This window comes from Streptomyces sp. NPDC058685, assembly GCF_042714725.1.
Taxonomy (GTDB): Bacteria; Actinomycetota; Actinomycetes; order Streptomycetales; family Streptomycetaceae; genus Streptomyces.
In genome coordinates this window covers 1-14125 of the sequence record NZ_JBHXSL010000054.1, presented here as the reverse complement: position 1 = coordinate 14125, position 14125 = coordinate 1, and the positions used below count along the sequence as shown (strand labels likewise).

The following is a 14125-nucleotide window of genomic DNA, read 5'->3' as shown; positions in this document are numbered from 1 at the left end:
ACGAGAGAGCGAGCTCGATGAAGAAGCCCCCCGGTGACGAGCCGGACAAACGACTGACCGTCACCCCTCCCAAGACATGGGCGGCGGGAGTGCCCGCCGTGACCCATGCCCTGGAGTACTCGCTCGAGGAGACGTCGGTCAAACGCACCGGAGTGACGCTGCTGACCATGAATCAGGTGGACGGCATCGACTGCCCCGGCTGCGCCTGGGCGGATCCCACCCCCGGACACCGGCACCTCAACGAGTACTGCGAGAACGGCGCCAAGCACATCAACGACGAGGCGACGACACGGCGCATCACCGCCGACTTCTTCCGCAGGCACTCGGTCTCCGCACTGGGCCGGCGGTCCGATCTGTGGCTCAACCAGCAGGGCAGGCTCACCGAACCGATGGTCAAGCGGCCCGATTCGGACTACTACGAGCCGATCAGCTGGCACGACGCACTCGGACTGCTCGCCGATGAGCTGAAGGCACTGCACTCGCCCGACGAGGCCGTCTTCTACACGTCCGGGCGGGTCAGCAACGAGGCCGCCTTCATCCTTCAGCTCTTCGCCAGGGTCTTCGGCACCAACAATCTGCCCGACTGCAGCAACATGTGCCACGAGTCCAGCGGCTTCGCCCTGCACGAGACCCTGGGCACCGGCAAGGGGACGGTGAGCCTGGAGGACCTCCATCACGCCGACCTGATCTTCCTGGTGGGGCAGAACCCCGGAACGAACCATCCCCGGCAGCTCTCCGCGCTGGAGCAGGCCAAGGACAACGGCGCCCGCATCATCGCGGTGAACACCCTTCCCGAAGCCGGACTGCTGGCGTTCAAGAACCCGCAGAAGGCCCGCGGTGTGATCGGGCGCGGTGTCCAGATCGCCGATCAGTTCCTGCACATCCGCAGCGGAGGCGACCTCGCACTGTTCCAGGGCCTGAACCGGCTCTTGCTGGAGGCGGAGGACGCACGGCCGGGGACCGTGCTCGACCAGGACTTCATCCGCTCCAGTACCAGCGGCTTCGAGGACTTCTCCCGTCACGCCAGAACCATCGCCTGGGACGACGTCCTCACGGCGACCGGACTGACCCGGGAAGAGATCGACGACGTCCGGGACGCGGTCCTGAACAGTGAACGCGTCATCGTCTGCTGGGCCATGGGGGTCACGCAGCAGAACCACGCCGTTCCCACCATCAGGGAGATCGTGAACTTCCTGATGCTGCGCGGCAACCTCGGCAAGGCCGGAGCGGGCGCCTGTCCCGTGCGCGGACACAGCAACGTCCAGGGCGATCGCACGATGGGCATCTGGGAGCAGATGCCCGACTCCTTCCTCGACGCGCTGGAGCGGGAGTTCGGTTTCGAACCGCCGCGCGCCCACGGGCTCGACTCGGTGAACTCGATCAGAGCCATGCGCGAAGGCCGTATCAAGGTCTTCCTCGGCGTCGCGGGGAACTTCGTCAGGGCGGCTCCGGACAGTGACGTCACCGAGGACGCCATGCGGCAGTGCCGCCTGACCGCCCACATCTCCACGAAGCTCAACAGGTCCCATACGGTGTGCGGCGGGACCGCTCTGATCCTGCCGACCCTCGGCCGCACCGAGCAGGACATCCAGGCCACCGGCCATCAGTTCGTGACGGTGGAGAACTCGATGAGCGAGGTCCACACCTCGCAGGGACGCCTGGAGCCGGCATCCCCGATCCTTCTCAGCGAGGTCGCCATCCTCTGCCGACTGGCCATGCGAACCCTGGACGGCAAAGCCGGTGTTCCGTGGAACCAGTTCGAGGCCGACTACGGAACGATTCGCGACCGGATTTCCGGCATCGTGCCGGGACTGCATGCCTTCAACCGCCGGGTCGCCCGGCCCGGAGGCATCAGGCTGCCGAATCCGGTCAACGAGGGTGTCTTCCCCACGACCGTCGGCAAGGCCCTGTTCACGTGCAACGACTGGGAGATGTCACACGCGCCCGAGGGGCACCTGCTGCTCCAGACCCTGCGCTCCCACGACCAGTGGAACACCATCCCCTACACCAACAACGATCGCTACCGGGGCATCCACGGAAGCCGCCGCGTGGTCCTGGTGAGCCCGCAGGACGTGTCCCAGCTCGGTCTGACGCAAGGGCAGCATGTCGATCTGGTGAGCGTGTGGTCGGACAACGCGGAACGGCGCGCGGAGGACTTCGTGGTCGTCCCCTACCCGACGACACCCGGCTGCGCCGCCGCGTACTACCCCGAGACGAATGTCCTGTTGCCGCTGGACAGCGTGGCCCGGACGAGCAACCAGCCGACCGCGAAGGGCATCGTGGTCCGTCTGGAGCCCACCGCGGTCAGAGTGGAGTGAGTGTCACCTGCTGGAAGCCGGGCCGCGGCTCTGTGCGTGCGGCCGGACGGCACGCACCGCGGCCGCCGGGATCAGCCGGTGACGATGCCGGTCACGAGGTTGATGGTCGTCGCCAGGATGCTGGTTCCGAAAACGTACGAGAGCAGTGAATGCCGCAGCACGACGGAACGGATCTTCGAACCCGACACGTCGGTGTCGGAGACCTGGTACGTCATGCCGAGGTTGTAGCTGAAGTACAGGAAGTCCCTGTATGCCGGTGGGCGTTCGGAGTTGAAGTCGATGCCGCCCGCGGGCCGCAGATAATAGAGGCACGCATAGCGCGTGGCGTACATCAGATGGAGCGCCGCCCAGGCCATGAAAACGCCGGCGAGCGCGGTCGCGGCCGCCGCGTGGCCGGTGTCGGACTTGCCCAGCAGGAGCAGCAGCACGATGGCGACCAGCCCGCACAGGGCGACCCCGACAACGACGATTTCATCGAGCGCAGGCTGAAAGTCCTCGCGTTGGGCGTTGGTCTGCGTGGCCGTGGCATTCATCGGCCACAGCACGATCCAGCCCGTCACCACGAAGACCGTCTCCGTGGCGGCGATTCCGGAGAGAATTCCCAGCAGTGGTCCGGTCGAGAATCCCACGACCAGACCGGTCACCGCTCCGACAACCACCGCGCATGCAAGTCGTGGGACCGCGGAAAGCGGCAACCAGGTTCTCATGGCGCACCACGTTAGCCGCGCGGTGGTCACTCGGCGTGACAACGCACCTCGCAGAGGCGGGTGAAGAATCCTGACCGCCTACGGAAAGCCTTTGCCGGCCAAGGGCTGTCCCGCCGGGGATGACGGGACAGCGCTCAGAGCGTGACGGGACGGCGAGTGTCGACGCCCGTGCCATGCACCGGGTCCCGCCCGGGGATGTGCACTTCGTGACTCGTGGCACGGGCGTGGTAGAGGCGCAGGTGGGCGTCTCCCCTCAGTTGGTGGGGCTCGAACGCCGTCGCACCCTTTTCTGCCGTCCGGCTGAACGCCTCAGCGCAGTGCCGGGGCAGTTCGGCGTCGTCGACCACCGCGGCATGGGCGTCGATGTAGACGGCGCGTCCCTGGCCGACGGGTGCGGTGGAGTCGAAGACGACGAGTGCCACATCCGGCCGTTCGGCGATGTTGGCGGAGTGGTGTGCCGCCGGCGATGACACCCAGTAGATGTCCCGGTAGTCGGCGTGGCTGAAATACACGGGCGACACCCGAGGACGTCCGTCGGACCCGGTTGTCCCGAGGGTGAGATACCGCTGTGAGTCCATGACGTGGCGGGCCGTCTCGATCAGATCGTCGCGTGGTGTCATGGGCCGCATGGTCGCACGGCGCCGGCTCGCGGTGGTACGGATCCGGGGGTGGGCGAGGGCGCACGCCGTCCGAGGCGCTCGGGCGACCGAGCTGGTCGCAGAGCGGGCAATCCGTGGGCGCGGACACTTCTGTTGCCTCATGTCGACCCCGTCAGGGGTCCGCTCGCGACTGCGCTTGCGTGGCCCCGGCGACTGTCCCATAGTCCGAGGTATGGACCCGCGCGAGACGGCGCTCCAACAGGCGTACGACCATGCTGTCCGCTGGCTGGCGAGCCTGTCCGACCGCCGGGTTCCCGCCCGCGCCTCGGTGGACGAGATCGTGAGCGCGCTCGGTGCCGAGCTGCCCGGCGGTCCCAGTACGCCCGCCGCCGTCGTCGACCTGCTGGCCACGGCCTGCGAACCGGGGCTCACCGCGTTTCCCAGCGGCCGCTTCTACGGATTCGTGGTCGGTGGCAGCGAACCGGCGGCGCTGGCCGCGGACTGGCTGGTCAGCGCGTGGGACCAGAACGCCGTGATGTCCGCGGTCTCCCCCGCGTACACGGCGGTGGAGGACATCGCGAGCGCCTGGCTGCTCGATCTGCTTGGCCTGCCCGGCGAGAGCGCCGTCGGCTTCACCACGGGCGCCACGATGGCGAACTTCACGTGCCTGGCCGCCGGGCGCGACGCGGTACTGCGACGGGCCGGCAGGGACGTCGCCCGGGACGGACTCGCGGGCGGGCCGGCCGTACGCGTGATCGCCGGGGCGAACCGCCACATGGCCATCGACCTGGCGCTGCGCTATCTGGGCCTCGGGCAGCCCGAACTGGTGACGGCGGACGATCAGGGGCGCATCGAGCCCGCGGCGCTGCGGCGCACCCTGGCGACCGGCGCGCAAGCCCCCACGATCGTGATCCTCCAGGCGGGAGACATCCACTCCGGCGCCTTCGATCCGTTCGTCGAGTCGATCCGCGCGGCACACGAGGCGGGTGCGTGGGTGCACATCGACGGCGCGTTCGGACTGTGGGCGGCTGTCTCCCCCGCGTACGCGCATCTGACGGCCGGCTGCGCGGAAGCGGACTCCTGGGCGACGGACGCTCACAAGACCCTGAACGTCCCCTACGACTGCGGGCTCGCCATCGTGCGCGACGCGTACGCGCTCCGGGCGGCGATGGGCCTGCACGGCGACTACCTGATCCTGCACGAGCGCGGCGATCCCAGCGACAAGGTCCCCGAGCTCTCCCGGCGCGGCAGAGCCTTCACCGTGTGGGCTGCACTCAGGTCCCTCGGCCGGTCGGGGGCGGCCGACCTGGTCGATCGGCTGTGCCGACATGCCGCCGCGTTCGCCACGGGTATCGCGGGGATGGACGGCGCGACGGTGCTCAACGACGTGGTGTTCACCCAGGTCTGCGCGGAGTTCGGCAGTGACGAGCGTACGGAACGGGTGCTCGCCCGGCTGCTCGACGACGGCACGGCGTGGATCAGCGGCTCCACCTGGCGCGGCCGACGCGTCGTGCGTATCTCGGTGAGCAACTGGTCGACGACCGACCACGACGTGAGGCGCGCGCTCGACGCGATACGGCGGGCAGCTGTCGACCTCTGAGGTGTCGCGCGGCGGGCTTGCGGCGGGTCGCCGGAAGAGGGTGCGTGAGCGGCGAGTTCCGCCACGGCTCCCTCGCCGACGACCCGGTGCAAGCCGTTGGATGCGGCCTGCTCGTCAGGCGTCGCCCGCTGTGCCCCGGCGCTTGAACCACCAGGCGCCGCCGGCCAGAGCAGCGATCACGACGACTCCGATGAGGATGGGGAGCACGGGCGACGAGCCGCTGTCCGACGTCTCCGCGGTCTCCTCCGCCGCCTTGCCGTCCTCGGTGGCGGGCGCCGAGGGCGCGGCCGTGGTCGGGGCCGCGGTGGTGGGCTCGGTCGTGGGAGTGGGGCTGACCGGCTTGGCGCCCGGGGCTGCCGCCTTGAGCTTCAGCACCGGGGCCGGGCTGCCGTGTCCGTGTCCGTGCCCGTCGCTGCTGGGCTTCTCCAGCTCGATCCAGCGGTGCACCTGGCCGTCGCTGTAGGTCTGGAGGGTCTTGAACGCCACGGACTTGGCGTCGGGGAGCTGGCGCACGACGACGGAGTATTCGACGTCCCCGCCGACGGCGGCCTTCGGACCCGACACCGCGTAGCCGCGAGCCGTGGGCGTCAGCTTCCAGCCGGCGGGGCCCTTCTCGAAGGTGATGTCGGACGGCACGAGTCCCTCGGGCAGGATCACCTCCAGCTTGGTGATCCCGGCCTTGTCGGACTCCGACTCGGCCGAGAAGTTCAGCGTGACGTTCTGCGCCAGGGCGGCGGCGCCTTCCGACTCGACTTCGACATGCGCCCAGGCCGGAGCGGTGAAGACGACCGAGGCGGCGAGGGCGACGCCGGCCACGACGGAGAAGCGGCGCGCGGTGCGTGCGCGGGTGGTGCGGGACACGGGTGACTCCCATGGTGGGTTGAGGCTGGCGGGCGCGGACGAGACGCGCCCCGAGGTCAGACGGCGGTAGCGAACGACGCCGGGGGGGGCCTCGGCGCACAACGGCGTGCGCCAGCACCAGAGATGTGCGCGGCTGCGACTGTGCCCGCGTCCGTGCCGGCGGCACAGCACGCGTGCGCGTCACGCCGGCAAGGCCGGCGTCGGGTACCAGCCGGAGGACGATGCCGCCGAGCACCTCGACCAGGAGTCCCACGAGGCGGCTCGCTGTGTCCGCGCGATGCAGGCACCAGGCCACCACCAGGGCGGCCACGACATGCGCGGCCGTCATCGCAGGATCGTGGTGGGTGGCCTGCCATGCCGCGCCGGGACCTTCGTGCGAGGCCATCGCATGTGCCCCGTGGCCCGGTTCCTCCCCGACGACGCGGAGGAATGACCAGTGCAGGGCCGCCTGGGCGGCCACGGTGGCGAGAAGCACGGTGGGGAGCGAACGCGCGGTCCGCACGAGCGGCAGTGCCAGGACGAACAGCAGCCCGCCGGCGAGCAACACGGCCCGCCACGGCACCGGATGGCCCGAGACCAGATGATGTCCCGTGACCGCCAGAGCCGTGCCGATGCCGGCGAACACCCCGGCCCGGACAGCGCACACCGGCGCGCCGCTGATCGGTTCCTGCCCGATGCGGCGCGCGGCGCGAGTACGGCTGGTCCACGGCATGGCTGACCCATCATGGATCATCACCGCAGTTCCTGGCCCCGGGGTTCGGGAATCGCGTCCTGTAACGCACCCCACCCCGCGGTGGTCAGAGGTTGAAGCCTCCCGACACGTCGACGTTCTGCGCGGTGATCCAACGGCTCTCGTCGGAGAGCAGGCCGGCGATCACCATGCCGACGTCGTCGGGCTCTCCGAGCCGTCCGAGCGCGGTCTTCGCGGCGAGGGCCGGAATCACCTCGGGGTACTTCTCGAAGGCGTTGCCGGAGATCCGGGTGCGGGTGGAGCCCGGCGACACGGCGTTGACGCGGATGCCCCGTGTGCTGAACTCCTTGGCCATGTAGCGGGTCAGCACGTTCAGACCGCCCTTCATCGTCGCGTAGGCCGAGTAGCCGGGCTCCGCGACCGAGGTCGCGGAGTTGCTGGACGTGTTGACGATGGCCCCCTCGTCGGCCATCAGCGGCAGCAGCGTCTGGGTCAGGAAGTACGGGCCCTTGAGCAGGACTCGTGTGAAGCGGTCGAACAACTCCTCGGTGGTGTCCTCGAACATCGCCATCTGTCCGAAGCCGGCGTTGTTGACGAGGTAGTCGAAGGTGTCGCGCTGCCAGGTGTCGCGCAGCGCGTCGATCACGCGGTCGCGGAAGGCGGGGAAGCCCCCGGTGTCGCCGACGTCCAGCGGGAGCGCGACGGCCGTGCCGCCCTCCTTCTCGATCGCCGCCACGGTGTCGAGGGCCCCTTCCTGGTTGGCGCTGTAGGTCAGAATCACTCCGACGCCCCGCTCGGCGATCTTCACTGCCGCGCTCTGACCGATTCCGGAGCTTCCGCCGGTGACAATGGCAACCTTCATGATGTGCCTCCTGGTAATGAGTGGTCTCGTATTCCTCGGTGCGGGAATCCGACTCATTCATGGAAGCACCGGTAAATGAGAGAAGAGAATAGAGATCCTCTCGCGTGGCTGCACAATCCTCTCGCATCGAGGACTGGACGTTCATCATGGCCCGCCCGGGACGTCAGGAGAGGACGTCGGCGGGGCTCACGGAGCGGCGCAGGCGGGCGGCGTCCTGGCTGGGTGGTGCGCCGAACTGACGCCGGTACTCACGGCTGAACTGTGAGGGGTTGTCGTAGCCGACGCTCTGGCCGACGCCGGTGATGTCGTTGGGGCGGGTGGCCAGGAGCAGCCGGGCTTCCTGCAGGCGGATCTGCTTCTGGAACTGGATGGGGCTCATCGCGGTCACCGCCTGGAAGTTCCGGTAGAAGGCGGAGACGCTCATGCCTGCCAATCGGGCCACGTCCTCGACCCGGAACGGCTGTGCGTAGTGCTCCCGGATCCACCGCACCGCCCGGGCGATGTAGCTGAGGCTGCTGTCGGCGAGGCCGAGCTGGCGGACGATGTCTCCCTGTTCGCCGGTGATCAGCCGCCACAGGATCTCGCGCTTGACCAAGGGCGCGAGCACCGCTTGGTCGCGGGGCTCATCGAGCAGACGCAGAAGCCGGATCACGGCGTCGAGCAGCGCATCCGGCGCATCGCTGACGGCGATGCCCGGCGACGCGCCGCCGCCGGCGCGGGGGACGTCTCCCGGTCCGGCCTGCAACAGCAGTTCGGCGACGGCGGACGGCTCCAGCGTGAGCCCGAAACCCAGTGCCGGGTGCTCCGGGGAGGCGTCCACGAAGTGGCCGGTGACAGGCAGATCCACGGAGGTGACGAGGTACTGACCAGCGCGGTACGCGTACACCCGCTCCCCCAGCGCAAGGTGTTTGGCGCCCTGCGCGATGACCGCGAGCACCGTGCCGGACATCGACAGGGACGGCGGGTCCGACCGTTCGACTCGCGAGATGAGGACGCCGTCGATCGCGGTGGTCCAGTCGGGCCGCGCGTGCCGGGCCAGCAGGGTGCGGAGCTCGTCGAGGTACATGCCTCCATTGCAGCACACAGCGGGCCGGATGCTCTCGACCGGAAGAGGATTGTGCAAGGGCACGCGAGGATCGATCTGTCGTTTCCCCGGGCCACACGGCTTGAATGGAACCACCGAATTCCACGGAGCTGACGACCAGTTCCCCGCCCCGTACGGATAATTCTCCTGCCTTCACGCGAAAAGGAAAAGATCGCCATGACAGCCACCTACGGATTTCATGCCACCTTGACCGCCAGGCCCGGAATGAGTGACCAGCTCGTCGACCTGTTGCTGACGGGCCTGAACGAGGGCAGCCCCGGCGCGAGTGAGTACTGCGTCGTCTATCTGGTCTGCCGCTCCGCGTCCGACCCCGATGTCGTCCACATCACCGAAGGCTGGACCAGCGAGGAGGACCACCACCGGCTTTTCGCCGGTGAGGCCGCTCAAGGCGTCGTCTCGCAGATCGAAGGGCTGTTGCTCCAGGAGCCCGAGTACACCGACCAGGTACCGGTCCATGGCAAGGCCGCATTCCCCACGCACTGATCGTCACGTGGATCCGCGACCGACCCCGCCCCTCTTCGCCGAAAGGACCCGTCGTGACCCAGGCACGCCCCGACATCGACCCCGAACTCCGAGCACTGCTGGCCGACATGGCGCTTCCCTCCGAGCTCGACCGGGAGGTGCTCGCGCAATTGCGAGGGCTTCCTGCCACGCCGGTCGACACACTCCTCGAAGGCCGCGCGGTCGAGCGACGCGAGGTCACCTTCCCCAGCGGAGACGGCGCACAGATCCCCCTGTCGGTCCTGAGCCCCGCAAGGGCCGATCGCACGACGAAGGCTCCGTGCGTCTACTGGATGCACGGCGGCGGCATGGTCATGGGGGACCGCTTCTCACAGATCGACATCCCGCTGGAGTGGCTCGACGAGTTCGGCGCCGTCGTCGTCTCCGTGGACTACCGGCTGGCGCCGGAGGCCACCGGCACGACCCTGGTCGACGACTGCCATCAGGGCCTGCTCTGGATCTTCGAGCACGCCGAGGAGCTGGGCGTGGATCCCCTTCGGGTCGTCGTCGCCGGCGCCAGCGCGGGCGGAGGCCTCGCCGCCGGAGTGACGCTGATGGCCCGCGACCGCGGCACCCCGCCGATCGCCGCCCAGATGCTGATCTGCCCCATGCTCGACCACCGCAACAACACCACTTCCAGCCGGCAGTACTCCGGCGGACCGGCCGTCTGGACGCGCGAGATGAACGAGTTCGGATGGCGATCCGTACTCGGCGGCCTCGCGGACGAGGATGTGCCCGCCTACGTCTCCCCCGCGCTCGCGGACGATCTCTCGAGCCTGCCGACCACCTACATCGACGCAGGTTCCGCCGAGGTCTTCCGTGACGAGGACGTCGACTGGGCCACGAGGATCTGGGAGGCCGGCGGCCAGGCGGAACTGCATGTCTGGGCCGGAGGCTTCCATGGCTTCGACGCGCTGTATCCGCAGGTGAGGGTGTCGGCGGCGGCACGCAGGACGCGCAGCGACTGGCTTGCCAGGGTGCTGAGCAGTCCCGAGTGACGGGCATCGCCGGGGAGAGCGCCCCGCTACCCCCGGTGAGGCCCCCGGGCCGTCACATCCGAGGGCCTCTGTATCCATCCTGCTCCTCGGCCGCAGCGGGCGGCGCCGTGTACCAGAGGTGGCGGGGGGCGCGGCGTACGTCGCACCCCCACGAAGCTAGGGTGAAACGCATGGAACCTCGCTTTTCCGCAGGTCAGGTCGTCGTCCGGCGCGAGATCCTGGATGATCGCGAATGGCTGGTCTACCCCGTACGCGTGGTCGCCGACGACGGCCGCACTCTTGCCGTGTACCTGGCCCAGGGGACGCCGCTGACCTTCGGCCGCGGCAATTTCTCCTGGGGGCTGCACCCGTGGGTGGACTTCGACCACTCCTGGCAGTCCACCGGGGTTCTCCAGTTGCAGCGCGCGGGGGACGGATACGCGGTCTGGGCACGGTGGCAGGGGGCCGAACTCAAGGACTGGTACGTCAACTTCCAGCGGCCCATGCGACGTACCGAGCGCGGTTTCGACACCCTCGACCAGGAACTCGACCTGGTGATCCCGGCGGACGGCTCACCGTTCGCATGGAAGGACGCCGACCACTTCGAGGAGCGGGCGCGCGCGGGCGGCTTCGGCCCCGGTGAAGCGGACGCGGTACGCGCCGCCGCCGACGAAGTGGTGCGGCTGATCGAGACGGGTGACTGCTGGTGGGAGCAGTGGCGCGACTGGCGCCCTCCGACCGCCCCCGAGGTTCCCGGACCGCTGGCGCTCGGGGGTGCCGGGGCAGCGGCCATCGGTACCTGACACGGCTCACAGGAGCCCTGCGCTGCCGATCAGCCCCCCGCACCCGCATGCCGGGACCCGTGTGCCAGGGAATCAGAGGCTCCCGCCCCTCCTCGTCGGGGCGATATATGAGCCGGCCAGTGCTACAAAAAGGGCATGACGGGAAAATCTCCCCTTCGCTCGGCGCTTTCCTCGCTCCGCTCGTCGGTCGCTCGGTTCCGGGGCAAGCACCACACGAACCGCGCTGCGCAGCGCGAGCGGAGCGCTTCTTCTGGCAACTCGCCTTCGGCGCCCGGGAGATCACGCCGGCGCGGACTGCGCGCCTTCCTCGGTAGCCGCAGCGCCGCCGGACAGGTGCTCTTCCTCCAGATCGTCGTCGCGGCAGTGTTGATCGCGGGCGCGCTGGCCGCGCTCTCCTTCGAAGCGCAGCACGACGGCCAGCAGAACGCCGAGAACCGCTCGCTCGCGGCCGCCGAGTCGTTCGCGGATGCCCCGGGCACCGAGGCGGCGCTGAGATCCGAGGCGCCGGCCGCCGCCCTGCAACCGCATGTCGATGGGGCCCGGCACGGTTCGGGCGTCGACTTCGTCTCGGTCATGAGCCCGTCGGGCGTCCGCCTCGCCGACTCCGATCGCAAACTGATCGGTCTGCGGGCCGAAGGGGTCGAGCGCGCCGCGTCCGGAGAGGCCTTCACGGAGATCTTCCATGGAGACCCGAGCAACGCCGCGCGGGCGGTCGTCCCCGTGACCGCTGCCGACGGCACCGTCGTCGGTCTGGTGGCCGCCGGCGTCCGGATCGAGCACATCGGCGCCTACGTCAACCGTCAGATGCCCGTCCTCTTCGGCTGTGCAGCCGCCGCACTCGCGCTGGCGACGATCAGCGCCGTGCTGGTGAGCAGACGACTGCGCCGCCAGACCCACGGCCTGGGGCCCGCCGAGATGACCCGCATGTACGAGCACCACGACGCCGTCCTGCACGCCGTACGGGAAGGCGTTCTCATCGTCGGGAGCGACGGCAGGCTGGTGCTGGCCAACGACGAGGCGCGCAAGCTCCTGGAGATTCCACCCGGTGCGGAACGCCGCCGCATCGTCGATCTCGGTCTCGACGGCGACATCGCCGAACTGCTCGCTTCGGGCCGAGAGGTGACCGACGAGGTGCATCTCGCCGGAGACCGCCTGCTGGCCGTCAACACGCGTCCCACGGCACCTCGTGCGGGCGTGCCCGGCACGGTGGCCACGCTGCGCGACACCACCGAGCTGAGCGCCCTGACCGGCACGGCGAGGGTGGCTCGCGAGCGGCTCGGCATGCTCTACGAGGCGGGCGTCCGGATCGGCACCACACTGGATGTGCGGCAGACCGCCGAGGAACTGGCTCAGGTGTCGGTCCCCCGGTTCGCGGACTTCGCGACGGTGGAGCTGCTGGACAGCGTCGTACGCGGCGAGGAGCCGTCCCGCGTCGAGGCGGATCTGCGGCGTGCGGCATTGAGCGGTCGCCGCACCGACAGCCCGTTCCAGCCGGTGGGCGAGGTCATCGGCTTCGACATCCCCACGACCCCCATGGCCGCGGCCCTGGCGAGCGGTCATGGCGTACGGGAGGCCGATCTGACCGTGGCGGACGGCTGGCGTGCCCAGGATCCCCCCGGAGCGGAAGCAGCTCTCGCCTACGGAATCCGTTCGCTCGTGACGGTGCCGTTGCGGGCCGGCGGTGTCGTCCTGGGCGTGACCAATTTCTGGCGCATGGAGGACGCCGCGCCGTTCGAGCCCGAAGATCTCTCCTTCGCGGAAGAACTGGCCGCACGTGCCGCCGTGGCCATCGACAACGCCCGTCGTTTCACGCGAGAACACGCCCTCGCCGTGGCGCTTCAGCGCAGCCTGCTGCCCGGGGTGCTGCCCGAGCAGGACTCCGTGGACGTGGCGCACCGCTATCTGCCCGCACACGCCGGGGTGGGTGGCGACTGGTTCGACGTCATCCCGCTTCCCGGTGCCCGGGTCGCGCTGGTCGTCGGTGACGTCGTCGGACACGGCATGCATGCCGCGGCCACCATGGGCCGTCTGCGCACGGCGGTCCACAACTTCTCCACTCTCGACATGCCGCCCGACGAGATCCTGGGACATCTGGACGAGCTGGTCGCCCGTATCGAGGAGGAGGAAGGCGGCGACGGCATCACGGGAGCCACGTGCCTGTACGCGATCTACGACTCGGTCTCGGGCCGGTGCTGTCTCGCCCGGGCCGGGCATCCGGCTCCGGCGCTGGTCCGTCCCGACGGCACGGTGGAGATCCTCCCGGACACGCCTGTGTCTCCGCCGCTCGGAGTCGGCGTCCTGCCGGTCGAGACCGTCGAGCTACAGCTGGCCGAGGGCAGCGGGCTGGTCCTCTTCACCGACGGTCTCGTCGAGCACCGGGACCGCGACATCGACGCCGGGCTCCGTCTCCTGCGCAGCACCCTGACCGAAGACGGGGACCGGACGCCCGAGGAGATGTGCGAGGCCGTCGTCCGGACCATGGTGGTGCCGGACCGTACGGACGACATCGCCCTGCTGGTGGCCCGGACCCGCCTGCTGGAACCCTGGCGGATCGCGGAATGGGATCTGCCGCTGGATCCCTCGGCGGTCTCTCCCGTGCGCGCCGCGTGCGGCCGCCAACTGGAGGAGTGGGGGCTGGGGGACATCGCCTTCACCACCGAACTGATTCTGAGCGAGCTCATCACCAACGCGGTCCGCTACGGCTCCGAACCCGTCCATGTGCGCCTCCTGTACGAGCGGACCCTCATCTGCGAGGTGTCCGACGGCAGCAGCACCGCCCCGCATCTGCGCCACGCGGCGGCGACGGACGAAGGCGGGCGCGGGCTGTTCCTCGTCTCCCAGTTCGCCCGGCGATGGGGCATCCGGTACACGCCGGCCGGGAAGGTCATCTGGACCGAACAGCCGCTGTTCGACGCGCCGCAGCCTGCCGTGGACCAACTCCTGGACGCCATGTCCTGGTGAGCGGCCCGGTGAGCGGCCACGCGTCGAGGAGGGTGCGCACCGAAGGAGCGCCGGGGGGGGGGGGTTGACCCCCCCCCCCCCCCCCACAGCCACCCAAACCGGCACCACAACCAACCCCCCCCCCCCCACGGGGTGTGTTA

Annotated in this window: 11 protein-coding genes; 6 read left to right on the top strand and 5 right to left on the bottom strand. The window is 69.6% G+C overall.

Features of this window, described 5'->3' with window-relative positions:
• Window positions 1–17 precede the first annotated feature (17 nt).
• A complete protein-coding gene (locus ACFWU3_RS30405; RefSeq protein WP_384444118.1) occupies window positions 18–2318 on the top strand; it encodes an FdhF/YdeP family oxidoreductase in 2301 nt (766 codons plus the stop codon).
• A gap of 71 nt (window positions 2319–2389) precedes the next feature.
• Here ACFWU3_RS30405 and ACFWU3_RS30400 read toward each other — a convergent pair whose 3' ends face one another.
• Window positions 2390–3025 carry a DUF1345 domain-containing protein gene (locus tag ACFWU3_RS30400; protein WP_384444116.1) on the bottom strand — a complete coding sequence of 212 codons (636 nt, stop codon included), beginning with the start codon at window positions 3023–3025 and terminating at the stop codon, window positions 2390–2392.
• A gap of 134 nt (window positions 3026–3159) precedes the next feature.
• Window positions 3160–3645, bottom strand: coding sequence for a pyridoxamine 5'-phosphate oxidase family protein (locus ACFWU3_RS30395; protein ID WP_384444114.1), 486 nt, complete (start codon window positions 3643–3645; stop codon window positions 3160–3162).
• Window positions 3646–3856: 211 nt separating this feature from the next.
• Here ACFWU3_RS30395 and ACFWU3_RS30390 point away from each other — a divergent pair, with 211 nt between their 5' ends.
• The gene (locus tag ACFWU3_RS30390) at window positions 3857–5224 is read left to right on the top strand and encodes a pyridoxal phosphate-dependent decarboxylase family protein (protein WP_384444112.1); all 1368 of its coding nucleotides are present in this window, start codon (window positions 3857–3859) and stop codon (window positions 5222–5224) included.
• A gap of 114 nt (window positions 5225–5338) precedes the next feature.
• On the opposite strand, the gene ACFWU3_RS30385 is transcribed toward ACFWU3_RS30390, so the two are convergent.
• The 3 genes from ACFWU3_RS30385 to ACFWU3_RS30375 form a co-directional block, all read right to left on the bottom strand.
• Complete coding sequence (locus ACFWU3_RS30385) at window positions 5339–6085, bottom strand: DUF1775 domain-containing protein (RefSeq protein ID WP_384444110.1); 747 nt, start codon at window positions 6083–6085, stop codon at window positions 5339–5341.
• Window positions 6086–6882: 797 nt separating this feature from the next.
• Window positions 6883–7638: an SDR family NAD(P)-dependent oxidoreductase gene (locus tag ACFWU3_RS30380; protein WP_384444108.1), complete on the bottom strand. Its 756-nt coding sequence runs from the start codon at window positions 7636–7638 to the stop codon at window positions 6883–6885.
• A gap of 163 nt (window positions 7639–7801) precedes the next feature.
• Window positions 7802–8704 (bottom strand): AraC family transcriptional regulator N-terminal domain-containing protein, encoded by a 903-nt coding sequence (locus tag ACFWU3_RS30375; RefSeq protein ID WP_384444106.1) that lies wholly within the window; start codon window positions 8702–8704, stop codon window positions 7802–7804.
• 195 nt (window positions 8705–8899) lie between these two features.
• Between ACFWU3_RS30375 and ACFWU3_RS30370 the strand changes: the two genes are divergently transcribed.
• The 4 genes from ACFWU3_RS30370 (at window position 8900) to ACFWU3_RS30355 (ending at window position 13985) form a co-directional block, all read left to right on the top strand.
• The gene (locus ACFWU3_RS30370) at window positions 8900–9226 is read left to right on the top strand and encodes a putative quinol monooxygenase (protein ID WP_384444104.1); all 327 of its coding nucleotides are present in this window, start codon (window positions 8900–8902) and stop codon (window positions 9224–9226) included.
• A gap of 53 nt (window positions 9227–9279) precedes the next feature.
• A complete protein-coding gene (locus ACFWU3_RS30365) occupies window positions 9280–10242 on the top strand; it encodes an alpha/beta hydrolase (protein ID WP_384444102.1) in 963 nt (320 codons plus the stop codon).
• A 170-nt stretch (window positions 10243–10412) separates the two neighbouring features.
• Window positions 10413–11024, top strand: coding sequence for a DUF402 domain-containing protein (locus ACFWU3_RS30360; RefSeq protein WP_384444100.1), 612 nt, complete (start codon window positions 10413–10415; stop codon window positions 11022–11024).
• Between the two features lie 135 nt (window positions 11025–11159).
• Window positions 11160–13985, top strand: coding sequence for a SpoIIE family protein phosphatase (locus tag ACFWU3_RS30355; RefSeq protein ID WP_384444098.1), 2826 nt, complete (start codon window positions 11160–11162; stop codon window positions 13983–13985).
• Window positions 13986–14125 lie beyond the last annotated feature (140 nt).

Bases quoted from the DNA above. Each gene is read 5' to 3' on its own strand.
- ACFWU3_RS30380 (WP_384444108.1), bottom strand. From the start codon at position 7,638: ATGAAGGTTGCCATTGTCACCGGCGGAAGCTCCGGAATCGGTCAGAGC.
- ACFWU3_RS30400 (WP_384444116.1), bottom strand. From the start codon at position 3,025: ATGAGAACCTGGTTGCCGCTTTCCGCGGTCCCACGACTTGCATGCGCG.
- ACFWU3_RS30405 (WP_384444118.1), top strand. From the start codon at position 18: ATGAAGAAGCCCCCCGGTGACGAGCCGGACAAACGACTGACCGTCACC.
- ACFWU3_RS30390 (WP_384444112.1), top strand. From the start codon at position 3,857: ATGGACCCGCGCGAGACGGCGCTCCAACAGGCGTACGACCATGCTGTC.
- ACFWU3_RS30370 (WP_384444104.1), top strand. From the start codon at position 8,900: ATGACAGCCACCTACGGATTTCATGCCACCTTGACCGCCAGGCCCGGA.
- ACFWU3_RS30375 (WP_384444106.1), bottom strand. From the start codon at position 8,704: ATGTACCTCGACGAGCTCCGCACCCTGCTGGCCCGGCACGCGCGGCCC.
- ACFWU3_RS30355 (WP_384444098.1), top strand. From the start codon at position 11,160: ATGACGGGAAAATCTCCCCTTCGCTCGGCGCTTTCCTCGCTCCGCTCG.
- ACFWU3_RS30360 (WP_384444100.1), top strand. From the start codon at position 10,413: ATGGAACCTCGCTTTTCCGCAGGTCAGGTCGTCGTCCGGCGCGAGATC.
- ACFWU3_RS30395 (WP_384444114.1), bottom strand. From the start codon at position 3,645: ATGACACCACGCGACGATCTGATCGAGACGGCCCGCCACGTCATGGAC.